This window comes from Lentzea indica (assembly GCF_012184385.1).
GTDB lineage: Bacteria > Actinomycetota > Actinomycetes > Mycobacteriales > Pseudonocardiaceae > Lentzea > Lentzea indica.
The window spans coordinates 1-16,529 of record NZ_VSRL01000198.1 but is presented as its reverse complement, the minus strand read 5'-3'; the positions used below and the strand labels follow the sequence as shown (position 1 = coordinate 16,529).

16 protein-coding genes and 1 pseudogene are annotated in these 16,529 nt (G+C 66.5%); 12 read left to right on the top strand and 5 right to left on the bottom strand.

Annotated features, from left to right (window positions below; genetic code table 11):
- Positions 1–109 precede the first annotated feature (109 nt).
- From FXN61_RS50300 to FXN61_RS57010, 6 genes and pseudogenes are all read left to right on the top strand, one after another.
- Positions 110–274, top strand: coding sequence for a hypothetical protein (locus FXN61_RS50300; protein WP_188135863.1), 165 nt, complete (start codon positions 110–112; stop codon positions 272–274).
- 9 nt (positions 275–283) lie between these two features.
- On the top strand, positions 284–478 hold the full coding sequence (locus FXN61_RS36275; protein WP_312878264.1) for a DUF3046 domain-containing protein: 195 nt from the start codon (positions 284–286) through the stop codon (positions 476–478).
- A 146-nt stretch (positions 479–624) separates the two neighbouring features.
- Entirely contained in the window at positions 625–1,671 is a 1,047-nt protein-coding gene (gene recA / locus FXN61_RS36270) for a recombinase RecA (protein ID WP_167978456.1), read from the top strand.
- A gap of 5 nt (positions 1,672–1,676) precedes the next feature.
- A pseudogene (locus FXN61_RS36265) lies at positions 1,677–2,191 on the top strand (regulatory protein RecX).
- 148 nt (positions 2,192–2,339) lie between these two features.
- The gene (locus FXN61_RS36260) at positions 2,340–2,792 is read left to right on the top strand and encodes a MarR family winged helix-turn-helix transcriptional regulator (RefSeq protein WP_223165753.1); all 453 of its coding nucleotides are present in this window, start codon (positions 2,340–2,342) and stop codon (positions 2,790–2,792) included.
- A 135-nt stretch (positions 2,793–2,927) separates the two neighbouring features.
- Positions 2,928–3,881 carry an alpha/beta hydrolase gene (locus FXN61_RS57010; protein ID WP_312878263.1) on the top strand — a complete coding sequence of 318 codons (954 nt, stop codon included), beginning with the start codon at positions 2,928–2,930 and terminating at the stop codon, positions 3,879–3,881.
- Here the strand turns inward: FXN61_RS57010 and FXN61_RS36250 are convergent.
- Positions 3,784–4,584 (bottom strand): S1 family peptidase, encoded by an 801-nt coding sequence (locus FXN61_RS36250; RefSeq protein ID WP_167978455.1) that lies wholly within the window; start codon positions 4,582–4,584, stop codon positions 3,784–3,786. The genes FXN61_RS57010 and FXN61_RS36250 overlap by 98 nt on opposite strands.
- A gap of 186 nt (positions 4,585–4,770) precedes the next feature.
- Between FXN61_RS36250 and FXN61_RS36245 the strand changes: the two genes are divergently transcribed.
- The 3 genes from FXN61_RS36245 to FXN61_RS36235 are packed head-to-tail and all read left to right on the top strand — an operon-like array spanning position 4,771 to position 7,468.
- Positions 4,771–5,532, top strand: a complete 762-nt coding sequence (locus FXN61_RS36245) for an MFS transporter (protein ID WP_167978454.1) — start codon at positions 4,771–4,773, stop codon at positions 5,530–5,532.
- Between the two features lie 42 nt (positions 5,533–5,574).
- Positions 5,575–6,342 (top strand): RNA ligase family protein, encoded by a 768-nt coding sequence (locus FXN61_RS36240; protein ID WP_167978453.1) that lies wholly within the window; start codon positions 5,575–5,577, stop codon positions 6,340–6,342.
- Positions 6,335–7,468 (top strand): AAA family ATPase, encoded by a 1,134-nt coding sequence (locus FXN61_RS36235; RefSeq protein WP_167978452.1) that lies wholly within the window; start codon positions 6,335–6,337, stop codon positions 7,466–7,468. Before FXN61_RS36240 ends, FXN61_RS36235 begins: the two co-directional genes overlap by 8 nt.
- 115 nt (positions 7,469–7,583) lie before the next feature.
- On the opposite strand, the gene FXN61_RS36230 is transcribed toward FXN61_RS36235, so the two are convergent.
- Positions 7,584–8,861, bottom strand: a complete 1,278-nt coding sequence (locus FXN61_RS36230) for a DUF4142 domain-containing protein (protein ID WP_167978451.1) — start codon at positions 8,859–8,861, stop codon at positions 7,584–7,586.
- A 272-nt stretch (positions 8,862–9,133) separates the two neighbouring features.
- Here FXN61_RS36230 and FXN61_RS36225 point away from each other — a divergent pair, with 272 nt between their 5' ends.
- The 3 genes from FXN61_RS36225 (at position 9,134) to FXN61_RS55875 (ending at position 12,881) form a co-directional block, all read left to right on the top strand.
- Positions 9,134–9,661 (top strand): sigma-70 family RNA polymerase sigma factor, encoded by a 528-nt coding sequence (locus FXN61_RS36225; RefSeq protein ID WP_167978450.1) that lies wholly within the window; start codon positions 9,134–9,136, stop codon positions 9,659–9,661.
- A 4-nt stretch (positions 9,662–9,665) separates the two neighbouring features.
- The gene (locus FXN61_RS36220) at positions 9,666–10,106 is read left to right on the top strand and encodes a zf-HC2 domain-containing protein (RefSeq protein WP_281360785.1); all 441 of its coding nucleotides are present in this window, start codon (positions 9,666–9,668) and stop codon (positions 10,104–10,106) included.
- 234 nt (positions 10,107–10,340) lie between these two features.
- On the top strand, positions 10,341–12,881 hold the full coding sequence (locus FXN61_RS55875) for a BREX system ATP-binding domain-containing protein (protein WP_167978448.1): 2,541 nt from the start codon (positions 10,341–10,343) through the stop codon (positions 12,879–12,881).
- Here FXN61_RS55875 and FXN61_RS36210 read toward each other — a convergent pair.
- From FXN61_RS36210 to FXN61_RS36200, 3 genes are all read right to left on the bottom strand, one after another.
- Positions 12,841–14,076, bottom strand: coding sequence for an MFS transporter (locus FXN61_RS36210; protein ID WP_167978447.1), 1,236 nt, complete (start codon positions 14,074–14,076; stop codon positions 12,841–12,843). The genes FXN61_RS55875 and FXN61_RS36210 overlap by 41 nt on opposite strands.
- Positions 14,076–16,043, bottom strand: a complete 1,968-nt coding sequence (locus FXN61_RS36205; protein ID WP_312878262.1) for a PEP/pyruvate-binding domain-containing protein — start codon at positions 16,041–16,043, stop codon at positions 14,076–14,078. Before FXN61_RS36205 ends, FXN61_RS36210 begins: the two co-directional genes overlap by 1 nt.
- A gap of 214 nt (positions 16,044–16,257) precedes the next feature.
- A partial coding sequence (locus FXN61_RS36200; protein WP_512698760.1) for a beta/alpha barrel domain-containing protein occupies positions 16,258–16,529 on the bottom strand: 272 nt, incomplete at its 5' end.

The following is a 16,529-nucleotide window of genomic DNA, read 5'->3' as shown; positions in this document are numbered from 1 at the left end:
GCCGCGGGGCTGGCGCTGCTCGGGTTCGGGTGGTCGGCGGGCCTGGTGTCGGGGTCCGCGCTGCTGACGGAGTCCGTGCGGGTGGAGGCAACAGGCCGGCCGCGCAGGCTTGTCCGATCTGGTGATGAACGTCGGTGGCGCCATTGGTGGTGCCGTGTCCGGGATCGTCGTGACGGCGTGGTCGTACGCGGCGCTCGGGCTGATCGTGGGGTTCACCGCGCTGCCGCTGCTGATCGTGTGCCTCTTCGCATCCCTGCGCAGGACCGCCAGCTAGGGTCTTCCGGTGCGCATCACCATGTTCCGCAAACTCATGGCGGGGGAGTTCGGCCAGGTCAGGGCGGAGATGATCGCCCAGGACCACGTGCTGTCGTCGCTGGGAGGCCGTACCGCGAACGAGGCGCTGGAGGCGGGAACCGGCGCCAAGGAAGTCTGGCTCGCGGTCTGCGACGCGTTCGAAGTTCCCGAAAATCATCGCTGAGCCGGCCGTTCGGAGTGTCGCGTGTGCTCGAACACGTGTTCGGCTACAGTGGCTCCGACCCCGGCTTCGCAAAATTGTCAGACCCCGCCAGTAGCGTCAGGTCCAACATGACGAAGCAACGGCAGACGACAAAAGGTGGACCCAAGATGGCACCCGCAGCACCCGACCGGGACAAAGCGCTCGAGCTGGCCCTGGCGCAGATCGACAAGCAGTTCGGCAAGGGCTCCGTGATGCGCCTCGGTGAGGAGGGCCGCGCCCCGATCGAGGTGATCCCGACCGGTGCGATCGCGCTGGACGTGGCGCTCGGCATCGGTGGTCTGCCGAGGGGTCGTGTCGTCGAGATCTACGGTCCGGAGTCCTCGGGTAAGACGACCGTCGCGCTGCACGCCGTCGCGAACGCGCAGAAGGCCGGTGGCATCGCGGCGTTCATCGACGCGGAGCACGCGCTCGACCCGGAGTACGCGAAGAAGCTCGGCGTCGACACCGACGCGCTGCTGGTGTCCCAGCCCGACACCGGTGAGCAGGCGCTCGAGATCGCGGACATGCTGGTCCGCTCCGGTGCGCTCGACATCCTGGTCATCGACTCGGTCGCCGCGCTCGTGCCGCGCGCCGAGATCGAGGGCGAGATGGGCGACAACCACGTCGGCCTGCAGGCTCGCCTGATGAGCCAGGCGCTGCGCAAGATCACCGGTGCGCTGAGCTCGTCCAACACCACCGCGATCTTCATCAACCAGCTGCGCGAGAAGATCGGCGTGATGTTCGGCTCCCCGGAGACCACGACAGGTGGTAAGGCGCTGAAGTTCTACGCCTCCGTGCGCCTGGACGTCCGCCGCATCGAGACCCTGAAGGACGGCGGCGAGCCCGTCGGCAACCGCACCAGGGTCAAGGTCGTGAAGAACAAGGTCGCGCCGCCGTTCAAGCAGGCCGAGTTCGACATCCTCTACGGCAAGGGCATCAGCCGCGAGGGCTCGCTCATCGACATGGGTGTCGACCAGGGCATCCTGCGCAAGTCTGGTGCCTGGTACACCTACGAGGGCGACCAGCTGGGCCAGGGCAAGGAGAACGCCCGCAAGTTCCTGCTGGAGAACCCGGACATCGCGAACGAGATCGAGAAGCGCATCAAGGACAAGCTCGGCATCGGCGCCACCCTCGACGCCGAAGAGTCGGCTCCCGCCGCGCCCGTCGAGTTCTAGAGGGTGTGAGGTTGGACGAGGCTGAGGAGCAGCGCAAAGCGCGGGACATCTGCTACGCGCTGCTCACCGCTCGCGCCCGTTCCCGGCACGAACTGCACGAAGCGTTGCTGCGCAAGGGAATCAGCGCCGGTGTCGCCGAGGTCGTCCTCGGCAAGTTCGACCGCGCCGGCCTGATCGACGACGCCCAGTTCGCTGAGATGTGGGTGCAGTCGCGGCACAACTACAACGGCCTGGGCCGCCGTGCCCTGGCCATGGAGTTGCGCCGCAAGGGCGTCGCCGACGAGGTGGTGGCCGAAGCGGTCGCCGCGGTCGACAGCGAGCCGAGGAGGAGAAGGCGCGCGAGCTGGTCCGCAAACGGCTGCGCACGATGTCCGGCGTGGACGAGACGGCGAAGATCCGTCGTCTCGTGGGGGCGTTGGCGCGCAAGGGTTACGCGGAAGGTCTCGCCTACCGCGTGGTGCGCGACGAGCTGCGTTCCGCCGGCGATGAGGCATCCGCTCTGGACGAGCCCTGGTCGTAGGAGCAGGGCTCCCGCGACCACGAACGCAACCGGTGGTCGACTGCCACGGCCGTTTCCGCTCCCTGTCTGTCATCCCAGTCCGTCTCCCGGCGACATCCCGTAACCGATCTCGACGCTGGACAGGCAGGCCCCGAGTAACCTGAAAGGTGTGAGCACCACTCCTGACGCGCCGTCAGCCGTGACCCCCACGGTCTCCGACCTGCTCTGCTTCGACCTCTACACGACGTCGCGGGCGGTCACCGGCTTCTACCGTCCGATCCTGGACAAGGCAGGCATCACCTACCCGCAGTTCCTGGTGATGCTGCTGCTGTGGGAGCGGGACTCGAGGCCGATCCGGGAGCTCGTTCACGAACTCGATCTCGAGTACAGCACCCTGTCGCCTTTGATCAAGCGGCTGGAGAAGAGCGGGCTGCTGGTGCGCGTCACGCACCCCGACGACGAGCGTTCCGTGCTCGTCCAGCTCACCGACAAGGGCCGTGACCTGCAGTGGATCGGCGCCGAGATGACCACCCAGCTCGGCAAGGCACTCGGCATGACCAACGACGAGATCGACGTCCTCCGCAAGGCGTTGCACCGGGTCAAGCACGGCGCCGAGCGCTAGTGCGGTGACCGCGAACCGCCGGTGACCTGAAACACATCGCACACGAGGTATCTCGTCCGGTAGCTTACATCGTGCACGATCTAATCGAGCACGATGCACCGCCACCACGGTGCCTGACGAGAGAGTGAGAGAGCAATGCGAGTTCGTAAGGTGTTCGCCGTTCTTGGGACCCTGCTGGCCCTGGCTGCTTCTGTTCCGTCGGGTGCGGGTGCCGCGGAGGAGACCGGCAAGCCGGGCACGAAGAAGCCGACGATCGTGCTGGTGCACGGTGCGTTCGCCGACGGAGCCAGCTGGAACGGTGTCGTGGAACGCCTGCAGCGCAAGGGATTCCCGGTCGTCGCGGTGGCGAATCCGCTGCGGTCCCTCACCGGTGACGCGAACTACCTGCGCAAGGTGCTCGCCTCGATCGAGGGCCCGATCATCCTCGCCGGACACTCCTACGGCGGCATGGTCCAGTCGCAGGCGGCGCTCGGGAACCCGAACGTGAAGGCGCTCGTCTACGTCGCGGCGTTCGCGCCGGAGAAGGGTGAGAGCGCGCTCGAGCTGTCGAACAAGTTCCCCGGCAGCACCCTCGGCGACACGCTGCAGACCATCGACATCGGTGACGGCACCAAGGACCTCGTGATCCAGCAGGACAAGTACTGGCAGCAGTTCGCGGCCGACGTGTCCCGCAAGGACGCGACGCTGGCGGCGGCGACGCAGCGGCCGGTCAACGACACCGCGCTGACCGAGAAGGCCGAAGAGCCGCGTGCGCACCGTCCCCTCGTACTTCGTGGTCGCGGGCAAGGACAAGAACATCCCGATCGCGTCGCAGAAGTGGATGGCCGAGCGCGCCCACGCACGCGCGGTCGTCGAGGTGCCGGGCGCCTCGCACTCGGTGGCGGTGTCTCAGCCGGAGACCGTGGCCGACCTGATCGTCCGCGCGGCGCGTTAGGAGAAGCAGAAAGCCGGGGCGCGGCAGGGGCGCCCCGGCTTTCGCCATGTTCACGCTCTAAGGCTTGGCGACCTTGCAGCCGGGCAGCGACAGGTTCAGCGCCGTGCCGGGACCGAAGCAGGAGACGAAGTCGAACGTCTGCTGTCCATAGTTGATGCCCTTGCGGACCGTGACCTTGCCGCCGGCGTCGACCTCGCACGGGTTGTTCATCGTGCAGCGGCCGCCGCTCTCGTTGCCGGTGTTGTTGACGCCGACGACCTTGCCGCTCGCGTTGTCGATGATCGGCGAGCCCGAGGTGCCGCCGATGGTGTTGCACGACGACGTGTAGCGCAGCGAGTCACGCCAGGTCCAGTCGGCTTCCTTGAGCTGGTGGACGAAGCCGTCGATCTGGCACGAGTAGATCCGCTTCCAGTAGCCGGAGACGACGCGGATGTCGGTCTTGGCCACGGGGTGCGAGGCCGACAGCTCGAGCGCGCGACTGCGGTACTGCTGCTGGATCTGCCCGTACGTCGTGTTGAGCTGGTAGAGCGCGGCGTCGGTGCCGGTCATCGTCGCGTAGAGGAGCTTGGTCGCCCTCAGTCGCGCGATTTCCGAGCCGGAGCCGTTGAGCAGCCTGAACTCGCGGGCGTCCGACCGGTTGACGATCACCTGGCCCGCCTTCATGAGCTCGACGCAGTGCCCGTTCGTGAGCACGAGCGCCTTGTCCGCGGGTGCGGAGTTCGGCAGGCGGACCAGCGAGCCGGAGCAGTTGCTGAGTTTCACGATGCCGGTGAAGTCGACGGCGGCCTGTGCGGGTGCCGTCGTCACTCCGAGTGCGGCGATCGCCGCGAGCAGGGTTCCGACGAGTCGTCGCGCCATGTGCAGGGTTCCTTTCAGGGATGGCATCCAGCGCCAAGCCTGTACGGATCGTATCCATCCCGCTACCTTCGGAAGTCGGCTGGCGTGCCGTCCGTAACTCGATCGAGTGACACCTTGGGGCTGGGCTAACGGGGCAAGCGGACCAATCGACGTCGTGGTCACACATCGCAACTGCCAGGAGCCGTGATGACCTATTCGACGCAGCCCGTCTACGCCCCGCCTCCGGTCGCACCGCGCAAGCCCGCGAGGTTCGGTGCGCTCGCATGGACCGCGGTGATTCTCGGGATCGTCGGTGTCGTCAGTTCGCCGATCATCTTCTTCAACAACCTCACCGCGATCGCGGCGTTCGTCGGGCTCGTGCTCGGTGTCATCGCGTTGTTCGGCACGCGCAAGATCTTGGCGATCATCGGCGTTGTCCTTTGTGTCGCTGCGATCGTCTTCACGGTGGTGGCACAGCAGTCCGCGGTGAAGGAGCTCGACAAGATCCTCGACGGCACCACCAACCAGGGCCAGGTCGGTGTCGCGGGCGAGACCCCGAAGCAGGCCACCGCCGAGACTCCCACCTGGGGCAAGCGGTACACGTGGGAGAACGGCCTTTCGGTCGACGTTGCCGCGCCCGTCGCGTGCACGCCCGGCCAGTACGCGGTACCGCAGGGCATCGTCCGCGCGGTGAAGTTCAAGGTCACCATCACCAACGGGACGAGTGCCGCGTTCGAGACCGCGCTGTTGTCGCTGGGCAACGACGCGCAGTTCAACGGACAGAAGGCTTCGAAGGTGTTCGACGGCAACGGTGGCTGCGACAGCACGGTCGACAACGCGACCGTGTTGCCCGGCAAGACCTACACCTACGAGGCCGCGTACTCGGTCGAGGCGCAGCCCGGTGAGATGCAACTCGTGTTCGAGCCGAGCTTCAACGCCGACAAGGCGGTGTTCGTCGGTCGGGCGTAAACCGTTCGCGAGCGGGTGCCCGGACGGGTTACAAATCGGGGCATGTTGCGCAAGTACCCGCGAACGCCCCACCTCGAGGGCTCGCGCCTGCAACCGGGCGACGAGGACCTCGACCAGGTGCCGTTCCGCGCGATCGCGGGACGGCACCTGGTCGTCGAGGAGAAGCTCGACGGCGCCAACGCGGGCATCAGCTTCGACTCCTCCGGCGCGCTGAAGCTGCAGTCACGCGGCCATTTCCTGGCCGGTGGTCCGAGAGAACGGCAGTTCGGGCCGCTCAAGGCGTGGGCCGCGACGCATCAGAGCGTGCTCTGGGAGAGGCTCGGCACGCGGTACGTCCTTTACGGGGAATGGCTTTATGCCAAGCACACCGTGTTCTACGACGCGCTGCCGCATCACTTCTGCGAGTTCGACCTGCTCGACCGCGAGACCGGTGAGTTCCTGTCCACACCGGAACGTCGCCGGCTGCTTTCCGGCACGCCGGTGGTGTCCGTTCCGGTGCTGCACGAGGGACCGTTGCGCACGGTGAAGGACCTGACCGCGATGATCGGCCCGTCCACGTGCCGCACGCCGGGATGGCGTGACGTGCTGGTCGAGGCGGCGCGTGCGGCGGGACAGGACCCGGACGTCGTTGTCGCGGAAACAGATTCGGACGACGACATGGAAGGCCTCTACATCAAGGTGGAGGAGGACGGGCGCACGGTCGAGCGGTACAAGTGGGTGCGGCCGACGTTTCTCACCGCCGTGCTGGACTCGGGCAGCCACTGGCAGGACCGCCCGATCCTGCCGAACCGGGTGATCGCCCATGTTTGAGCAACTGTGCCCGACTGGTCCACAGTGGACGCTGGACTGGGACGCCGTGCGCTCTGCGTTCCCGTGGGTGCGCGCACTGGAGGGCGTGCCGCAAGATCCGGTGCACCACGCGGAGGGCGACGTCGCCACGCACACCCGAATGGCGTGCGAAGCGCTTGTCTCACTGCCGGAGTGGCGGGCACGCCCAGAAACCGATCGAGTGCGGCTGTTCGCAACCGTGCTGCTGCACGATGTCGCGAAGCCGTTCCGCACGCAGATCGAGGACGGCCGCATCACCGCACACGGACATTCACGCGCCGGGGACCTCCTGGCGCGCAGGGTGTTGTGGGAGATGGGACATCCGATCGCCTGGCGCGAGCACGTCGCCGCGCTGGTGCGCCACCACCAGGTGCCGTTCTGGGCATTGGAGCGACCGGACCTCGACCGCATCGCGTTCCGCGTGAGCCTGCTGGCGCGCAACGACGACCTGGCGACCCTCGCCCGCGCCGACATCCTCGGCCGGATCTGCGGCGACGCAGAGTCGGTGCTGGAGAACATCGCGCTGTTCGAGGAGTACTGCCGCGAACGCGACTGCCTGGACCGGCCGCGCGAGTTCCCGTCCGACCACGCGCGGTTCCAGTACTTCCGCACGCCCGGCCGCGACCCGGGCTACGCCGCCTACGATGACACGCGCGTCGAGGTGACCGTGCTGTCCGGCCTGCCGGGTGTCGGCAAGGACCACTGGATTGCCACCAATCGACCGGGCTGGCCGGTGGTGAGCCTCGACTCCGTTCGCTCGCGGCTCGGGATCGCCCCAGACGGTGATCAACGCGCGGTGGCGGCCGCGGCCTTCGAGGAAGCCCGGACGTTGCTGAGGGCGGGGGAGCGGTTCGTCTGGAACGCGACCAACATCTCCCGGCAGCTGCGCGAGCGGTGCATCGGGCTCGCCGCGGACTACCGCGCCCGAGTCACCCTGGTCGGGCTCGAAGCGCCGAAGAACGTGATCCACACTCGCAACCGCACCCGCCCGGAGCCGGTGCCGGCCGCGGTGATCGACCGGCTCGTCGACAAGTGGGAGGCGGTCGACCTCACCGAGGCGCACGTCGTCGAACGGGTGGACACAGCACAAACCTCGACACGTACTTAAGCCGCTGCCGATGCGGTGTCACGCCAGTCATGTCAACCCAGCAACGCGCTGAGCTGCGCCTTAGCAATGACTCTTTGGACTTAGTCCGCAAAAGAGTCATTGCTAAGGCGTGTCGTTACGGCCCGCCGGGCGGTGATATATCGGTTGGCGAGGGCGACAGCCGATATATCAGTGGGTGATCAACGGTGGTGTTCGCCGCGGTGGCCGATGGCCCGGACGAGCCACAGGTGCCCGCGCCGGCGACGACGAGGACGGCGATGCCGGTGAGGAAGCCGACGCTCGTGGAGGAGTCGTCCGGCTGGGGTGGTGGGCCGGAGTTGGACTTCGGCTGGGCGATGGCGGGGTCGGTCATCTGCAGTGAGTTCGCCTTCACCAGGCCGGTGCCCTCCAGCAGCAGCATGTGCTTGAGCAAGAGGGTCAGACCGGTTTGCGCGGCGACGCGAGCGGGGACGTTCTTGGTCGTCGCGCGGGCCCGAGCGACCTGGACGATGAGCGAGCCGTCCGCCGCCCGCGACAGGTTCGCGTACATGCGGTCGAGCTCTTCGCCCGAGCTGGACGAGATGGCGTTCGCCCACGACTTCTGTTCGGTCGTCGGCTCGGCAGGGAGGTCCACGCCGATCTTCCCGGCGGCATCGGTGACCGCCGTGGCGAGCTGCGTGTGCTCGGCGGCGAGTTGGCCGGCGACCTTGCGGACCTTCGCGTCGCGTGCCCGGTCGGAGCTCTCGCGGCTGGCCGGTTTCTGCCAAAGCGAATGCTGCATGAGCAGCACCAGCATTTCCCGGTCCGACGGTTCGATGTTCTGACCGAGGACGCGGACCGCGTTCACCTGTGCCTTGGCCGTCACCAATTCGAGTGCGGAAGGGTCGACCAGCCCTGTGTTCTCCAGGGTCGTCATCGTGCGGATCAGCATTTGCACGGTTTGGTGTGCGAGCGTGCGAATTGTGGTGTTCTGCGTTGTCGCCCGCGCTTGCACGGACATTACGAGAAGGCCGCCCTGCGCCTGCCGGACGATCGTCGCGTAGGCACGGTCGTGGGTGTCGCCGGTGCGTCCTGCCATCTCGTTGATGAGTGACTGGTGTTCACTGCTCGCGTCGTTCGGCAGTACCACGCCGAGTTCGCCGGCTGCTCTGAGAAGATCGACGTCGAGTCGTGAGTGTCCTTCGAAGATGTCTCTTCCGGCGTTGCTGATTCCAGCATTCGTCGTCCGCGCCGGAGCCTCTTTGCTCACTGGTACCAGCCAAGAGTTTGCTTGGCGCAGAGATACCATGAAAGAACGGTCCGACGTTTGCACTTCTGTGGACTGCGCATGTGCCGGGACGGCCCCGATAACGGCCCCCAGAAATGCGATAGACAGGGCGGTAAACACCGCTGCGTGCTGCCCCAGCGTGCCCAACCGGTGACGCATAGTGCCCGTTCCTCCCCGTGATCGAGCTGCCTTCAAAGGTGATACGCGCAGGTGGTGCCCAGGTTCACGCCGCATGCGCACATGTCGATGTGACGTGCATCACACAACAGCTTCCGAACCATTCGGACTGAATTTACGTACCCGAGAAGATTTCGTGTTCACGATGTAGGATCTGGTGGATTCCACGCTCGGCCACCGAGTCGCTAGGCCCGCCGCCCGAAGCGAACACGTCGCCGATATCTGGGGAGGTCGCAAGCTTCATGGGTGATCAGGGCAAGGTCGCACAAGCCCATCAGGACGAGGAATTGCTCACCCTGCTCTACGGGCAGTTCCAGCGGATGTTGTTCTCGCAGGTCCTGTGCCTGACCAACTACGACCGCCAGTGGACGGAAGACGTCGTCCAGGAGACGTTGATCAGGGCTTGGCAGAACTCCGCACATCTGGTTCGTGAACCGGGGATGTTGCGCGGTTGGCTTTGTACTGTGGCTCGTCGCATTGTGATCGACGGATGGCGCAGCCGGCAGGCGCGCCCGCAGGAAGTGGAATTGCTGCGACCGGACATCGCCGAATCTCCGGACGACACGGAACAGACACTTTCTGTCATGGTCATTACCGACGTAGTACGCCAATTGAGTGACGAACACCGTTCAGCTATCTACGAAACGTATGTCATGGGACGAACGGTGAAGGAGGCCGCGATCGTTCTCGGAGTCCCGGAAGGAACCGTCAAGTCCCGGCTGTACAAGGCGATGCACACGATCCGCCGGGCGCTGCAGGACAGGAGCTAGCGTGATGGTGACTCGTCAACCACATCACGAGCAGGCACATCACGAGCAGGCAGAGACAGGGGAAGACGCCGAAAACCGCACGATCCCGGATGGGCCGTGCGGTGATGTTGCGGCGTATGTGCTGGGAGTGCTCGACCCCGCGCAGCACGTGATCTTCTCCCGGCACCTAGCCGGGTGCGAGAGCTGCCAGTGCGACGCGACCGACTTCGGCGCGTTCGCGCCAGTGCTGCGGCCGGTGCTGCAGGAGAGCGCCGACGCGCGCCGGCCGTGTCGCATCACCAACAGCATCCTGCTGGTGGCGGCGGGCGTCGTGGTGGCCATCGCCGCGGTGCTCTCGGTCGTCGAGTCGCTGTCCTCGCACGTCGACGACCCGGTCGAGGTCAGCAACCTCACGCGCGCGGAGGCTGCTCACGTCGAGCCGTTTCCGCTGTTCCATCGCATGTAAGTGCTGGTGAGAGCCCATGAGCAGGCAGGCGAGGCGGACCCATCCGCGCATCAGCCTGGCCAAGATCATCGCTCGCTCCCACTCACAGACCGGATCAGCTCACAGTTCCGTTAACCGTTACCTGTGGGTAAGTTTGCCCGACGGCGAAGCGCAGGTCTTTACGGTCGGCACCGAAGGAACACCGAATCCTTCGACCTGCGGTCCTCTCGGTACCGAAGTCAGGGGTAGACAGAGGTGACATCTCCACTACTCGGCCGGGACGCGGAACTCGCGGCTCTCGGACGCTTGCTGGACGACGCACTCCAGGGAACGGGCTCGTGCGTGGTCGTCACCGGCGGCTTCGGCATCGGCAAGACGGCGCTGCTCGACGCGTTCATCGCCGAGGCCCGTGAGCGCGGCTTCACCGTCCGCCTGGCCAAGAGCGCCCGCCTGGAAAGCCACCTGCCCGGCGCGGTGGTGCGTCAGCTCGCGCCGTGCCTCGCGAACGAACACGACCTCGAAGAGCTGTACGCCCGTGCCGCGGACTCCGCGCGCGAGGCGCCGATCCTGATGGTCATCGACGACGTGCACGTCGCTGACACCTTCTCCAAGCGCGCGCTCGCGTACCTGCGGCCGCGGTTGCAGCACATGCCGGTCGTGATCGCGCTCGGCGCGTCGCAGGGCTACCTGGCCACGGACGAGGTGACGCTGCCCGAGATCGCCGGTGCCCACCCGCACCGCCTCGACCTCGAAGGCCTCGACGTCGCCGCCATCGAACGTCTCACCGAGGACTTCCCCGGCAGAGACCCGCAGCGCTGCCACGAGCTCACCGGCGGCAACCCGTATCTGCTACAAGCCTTGTTACGTGAGGAAGGCGAGGGTTCGGCCGCGGTCGGCGAGATGATCGGCATGCGGCTGCGCGAGTACACCGGTGCCGCGGAGGTCGCCCGCTCTGCCGCTGTACTGGACGGTGACGCCGGCCTCGAACTGCTGTCCGCGCTCACCGGCTTCGACGCGCTTCCCGCCGTCGACACGCTCGTCCGCCTCGGCGTGCTCGCCGACACCGACCCGCTGACGTTCCGGTATCCGTTCGTTCGCAACAGCATCCTCGCCGACATGCCGGTCGCGGTGCGCTCCGCCGCGCACGCCCGCGCCGCCTGGCTGCTGTTCGAGTCGGACGCCCCTGACGAACGCGTCGCCGAGCACGTGCTGAAGGCCCGGTCCGTCCGCCTGCCGTGGTCCGTCGACCTGCTGCGTGAGGTCGGCGGCGTCGAGCACCTGGAACGGGCGCTCGACGAACACCTGTCCGATGAGGACCGGCTGTCGATCGAGGTCGAGCTCGGTCACGCGGAACACCTGAAGGACAACGCGCTCGGTCGTGACCGCGTCCGCGACGCGTTGGTCCAGTGCGAGGACCCGCACCTCGCCGCGAACGTCGCGTTGTCGTTGATCCAGCGCATGTGCACGGGCTCGGACGCCCACTTCGCGGTCTCGCTGGCGATCATGGTCATCGCGCGGTTGCTGCCGGAAGACCGCGACTTGGTCTGGAACCTCGTCTGCACCACCTATCTGCTCTCCGCCAACCGCGACGCGCGGATGGCCAACTGCGCCGGCAAGTACTTCGACGACCTCGTCGGCGACATCCCGCAGGACCCGAACCTGAAGCGCGCGCGGTCGGCGTTGCTCGCGGTCGGCAACGCCCGCAGCGGCGACTCGTCCGCCGAAGCCGTCGAACACGCGTTGGAAGCCCTTGACGGCGAGTGGGTCGACGTCTTCGGCGAGCCCTACCTGTTCACGTTCCTGGTGCCGGTGCTCGGTGACAATCCTCAGCACATCAACAAGTTCTGGCTCTCGCACAGCACCGCGCCGGTCTCGCACGACCCGCACCTGCGCCGCGGAATGCTCAGCATGATCGCCCGCGCCTCCGCCTTCCACAACAGCGGTGACCTGGCGCGCGCGTACACGTTCCTGACGCCACCGGTCTCGACCGGCAACCTGGACTGCCCCGCGGTCCTGCTGGCCTCCGCGAAACTGGCCGAGGTGTGCATCGAGATGGGGCAGTTCGACGAAGCCGCCCCGCTCGTCACCGAAGACGGCGATCTGTTGCAGCACATCAACGTCCGTTATGCCCGCGGCAGGCTGAAGCTCGCGTCGTGCCACGCGGAAGGTGCGTTGGAGGACCTGCTGGAGGTGGGACGGCGGCTCGCCGCACGCGAGATGCCCAACCCCGCGCTGATCGCGTGGCGTCATCACGCGGTGCGCGCGTACCTGGCGCTGGGAAACCGTGACGACGCGGCGAGGCTCGCGCATGAAGAGCTCGACCTGGCCAAGCGATGGGGTTCCACGAGGGTTGTCGGGACCGCGATGATGAGCGTCGGCATCAGCACGGATGATGTCGACGTCCTCGGTGAGGCGGAACGGCTTCTCGCCTCGTCACCGCACCGGCTGCTGCACGCCCAGTCGTCGTACTGGCTCGGCTACCACTTGCGCCGCAAGGGCCGCACCGACGCGGCCACCCCGCACCTGCGGCAGGCGTTCGAACTGGCTCGTCACCTCAGCGCGCATCCGCTGGCCAAGCTCGCCGGCGACGAGGTCCACGACGAGGGCGACCAGGTGCAGGGCCTGACCAAGCAGGAGAATCGCGTCGCGCGGATGGCGGCGCAGGGCCTGACGAACCGGCAGATCGCCGAGACCCTGCACCTGACCCGCCGCACGGTGGAGCTGCACCTGTCGAGCGCCTACCGCAAGCTGGGCATCACGGGACGAGCTGAGCTCGTCGCCGCCTTGTGGTCCTGACGGCGATCAGCAGGCCCGCCAGCAACGCCATCAGGATCACGGTGACGACGGACGACAGCACCAGGAACTCGCTGAGCTGCCCGCCGGCGAGGTAGGCGCCGAGCGCGATCGCGACGACCGCGCACACGGCACGGTCCATGATGGACTCCATCGAGAGAAGCGTTGCGCGGTAACGGGAGTCCGGGATCGCGTCGTTGAGCAGCTTCTTCTGGATGGGGAAGCTCATGCCCGCCGTCACGGAGAACAGGCACAGCAACACGATCGTCACGATCCCGCCGGACGGCACGATGAAGCCGATCGACAACGCCATCACGACGGTCAGCAGGAACACCGACTTCGCCGGCCCGATCTTCTTCGACAGCCAGTGCGGACGGGCGGCGGCGACGGCCTCGAAGATCGTCATGGCGGCGAGCACCGAGCCGTACCAGTTGACCGAGACGTCCTTCGACTCGAGGACCGGCTGGAACAGGTTCACCTGCAGGATCCGCACCAGCGTGAACATCGCGATGCCCTGGACCATCAACAGCAGCAGCCAGCGCGACTTCCTCAACGAGCCGAACGCACCGCCGACGCCCGCGAGCAGCTTGGACGTCTTTCCTTCCGGCCGCTTCCAGCCCGGAATCGGCGGGAGCTTCAACGCCAGCACGACGGCGATCGCCGCGTTGATCGCGGTGAGCCAGTACGGCGACGGCATGTTCCACTGCATCAGCAGACCGATCACCGGCCAGTACACGATCTTGCCGACCAGGCTGTACGACCGTCCGACGCCCTCGACCTTGAGATAGAGGTGGCCCGCGTTGTGCGCGTTGAGGTACTCGTACAGGTACGCGCTCTGGGCACCTGAGATCAACGACCTGGCCAGCGCGATCAGCAGGAAGTGGACCAGGAACCCGGTGTAGTTGCCGGCGAACACCGGCACCATGTTCGCCACCACGAGAACGCTCGCCCCGAGCCACAACGACGTGCGGTAGTCGAAGCGGTCCGCGACCATGCCGGTCGGGATCTCCATGAGGCAGAACGCGATGTAGTAGATCGACTGGATGCCGAAGATCTCGGCGTCGCTCAGCCCGAGCTGCTTCTGGTACTCGTAGAAGATCGGGATCCACAGCAGCAGCCCGAAGAAGAACTGGAAGCCGTACGTCAGGCGGACGGCACGCGCCACTTCCGGAGTCGCCGGTACGCGAAGACCCAGCATCAGATCGAGTACGGCCGCAGCTGCAGGACGTAGAGGATCTCGTCGGTGGCGAGCCACTCGATGTCGACCGGAGAGTCGAACGTGTAGTCCGGCGAGAAGTGCGACTGCAGCAACCGTCCGACGATCGCGAGCCGCTGCAGCTGCGCGTGGCCGTTCGCGTCAAGGTCCTCCGTGGCGTCACCGAGGGAGACCGTGCGGCCGCCACCCTCCACAGTGGAGTAGAGGTACTGCATCGGCTGCTTCGACCCCTCGACGACGTCGGTGACGTTCGGCGAGACGTTGACGTAGACGTTGCGGAAGTCGTTGCGGTTCATGGGGTTCGTGGTGACCATGACGCCGCCGAAGTCGGCCTTGACCTGCTCCTGGATCACGACGCCCATGAAGCAGTCGTCGAGCGAGATGCCGGCCTGCTGCCGCAGCCGCACGCTGCGCGCGGAAACGAGGGAGGCCCACACCTCCTTGACCGACTCCACGATCTTCTCGGCGCTGGTGACGTGGTTGTACGACTCGTAGATGCCTGCGGCGGAGAACCCGGCCAGGTCCTCCGCGTTCGACGAGCTGCGCACCACGAAGGTCCGCACGCCGGCGAGGTTCTCGACGAGCGCGGTGTCCAGTTCGGACAGCAGGTAGTCCGGCACGCGGGTCTTGCGGATCAGCTGTTGCAGCTCGACGCACAACGGCTCGATCTCGCGGGCGTTGAGCTCCAGCGCCATCTTCAGCTTGCCGATGGCCTGCTGGATCTTCGGCGACGACTCCAGGAAGCCCTGGTGCATCGAAAACGGCAACGCGACGCCACGCGGCACCCGCACCCGTTCCGCGAGCAGCTGCCGAGCGGCGGCGAGCAGGTCGTCGTCCTCGTTGCGATCGAGCAGCTTCGCCAGGTACGGCATGAGGTTGTCACGCGGCGGGCGTGGCACCGAGAAGAACCCGAGCAGGCGACGCGGCGCCTCGGCCGCGAGCACGTGGTGCAGCTCGCCGAGGTTCGCGGCCTTGGTGCCGTAGCGGTGGCTGTCGTTGTAGCGGATCTTGCCGAGGTTGAGGATCGGGTTGTAGGTGTCCTCGGGCTCCTCGAGCGTGACGCGCTGCGCGTACCAGGCTGGGCGCTGGCCGACGTCGGCCGGTTCGTCGATCAGCCGCAGCCCGACCCCGGCGCTCTTCGGCGACACCTCGTACTCCACCCACTGACCGTCCAGGTTCTCCCGGTCGATCAGGTCGAACGCGCCGATCTGGATGGCGTTCGGGATGGCCCAGCCGGTCGCGAGAACGTTCGTGTGTGACAGGGGAGTGGTGTGGCTCGCGTTGATGATGCCGGCCAGCCGCGGAATGTCGTCGGGAACGCGGTGCATCATCACGATGTCGAACCACTCCAGCGCGTTCTCCCGGTACTCCTGCTCACTGCGGAATGCGCGCAACCGGCCCTTCGTCGTGCCGGGGTTCAACGCCACGAACTCGGCGGTGGAGAACAATTCGTGCGCCAGGATCCGTGGAAGCCTTTCCACGGGAAGTTCCGCCACCTCCTGTTCCTGGAGGTGGTTGGCGGGCTTGAAGAACAACGGCACCGCGGCATCGACGTTCTTGCGCACTTCCGCGTAGAAGAACTCGATCATGCCGGCCGACATGGTGTCGACCTCGACCGTCTCCAGCGAGAACATCCGCTTGTCCTCGCGCTTGTGCAGCGACAGGATGCCGAGGAAGAACCGCCGGTCAGGGGCGTGGTAGAAGCTCTGGTTGAACTCGTCGATCCGCGCGCGCATGTCGTCGGGGTCGATGCCGAGGATCTCCTGGCCGATGTAGAGCGCGTGGAACTCATGACGTGCGTTGTTCAAGAAGTGGATCGTCTCGTTGTGCCTGTCGACGACCACCTTGACGAAGGAATAACCACCCAGACTGCCGGACAGCTGGTTGAATGCCGACATAGTCAGCTGTTCCCCGACCAACCCCGCGACGTCGGCTTCCTGGACAGTCACACCTGCTCCTCTCGTGCGCCATTGCAACGAGCAAGTGTGACACTGGGGAGTTGGGGGTTATTCCTTGAGAAATCTCAATTGGCGACTGCCTGGTTCACCTTTCCTCAAACTTCCGTTAATACGAGACCGGCGTCACCGCCCGTTGGGTGAAGAATCCAACGTGGTGGGACGCCGGTCTCGTGATGTGAGCCGAATTTCCGGGTCGTGACGCCGGTTACCCGAGTTGGGACGCCTCGCGGGCGAGGGTCTCGATGCGGTCCCAGTCGCCCTTCGCGAGGGCGTCCTTCGGGGCCAGCCAGGAGCCGCCGACACAGCCGACGTTCGGCAGCGCGAGGTAGTTCGGCGCGGTCTGCGGGGTGATGCCGCCGGTCGGGCAGAACCGCACGTGCGGGATCGGGCCGCCGATCGACTTCAGGTAGTCGACCCCGCCCGCCGCCTCGGCGGGGAAGAACTTCAGCGCGCTCAGGCCGCGCTCGGCCAGCCGCA

Coding starts and splice junctions, on each gene's coding strand:
- recA (WP_167978456.1), top strand. CDS start 625: ATGGCACCCGCAGCACCCGACCGGGACAAAGCGCTCGAGCTGGCCCTG.
- FXN61_RS57010 (WP_312878263.1), top strand. CDS start 2,928: ATGCGAGTTCGTAAGGTGTTCGCCGTTCTTGGGACCCTGCTGGCCCTG.
- FXN61_RS36250 (WP_167978455.1), bottom strand. CDS start 4,584: ATGGCGCGACGACTCGTCGGAACCCTGCTCGCGGCGATCGCCGCACTC.
- FXN61_RS36245 (WP_167978454.1), top strand. CDS start 4,771: ATGACCTATTCGACGCAGCCCGTCTACGCCCCGCCTCCGGTCGCACCG.
- FXN61_RS36240 (WP_167978453.1), top strand. CDS start 5,575: ATGTTGCGCAAGTACCCGCGAACGCCCCACCTCGAGGGCTCGCGCCTG.
- FXN61_RS36235 (WP_167978452.1), top strand. CDS start 6,335: ATGTTTGAGCAACTGTGCCCGACTGGTCCACAGTGGACGCTGGACTGG.
- FXN61_RS36225 (WP_167978450.1), top strand. CDS start 9,134: ATGGGTGATCAGGGCAAGGTCGCACAAGCCCATCAGGACGAGGAATTG.
- FXN61_RS36220 (WP_281360785.1), top strand. CDS start 9,666: ATGGTGACTCGTCAACCACATCACGAGCAGGCACATCACGAGCAGGCA.
- FXN61_RS36210 (WP_167978447.1), bottom strand. CDS start 14,076: ATGCTGGGTCTTCGCGTACCGGCGACTCCGGAAGTGGCGCGTGCCGTC.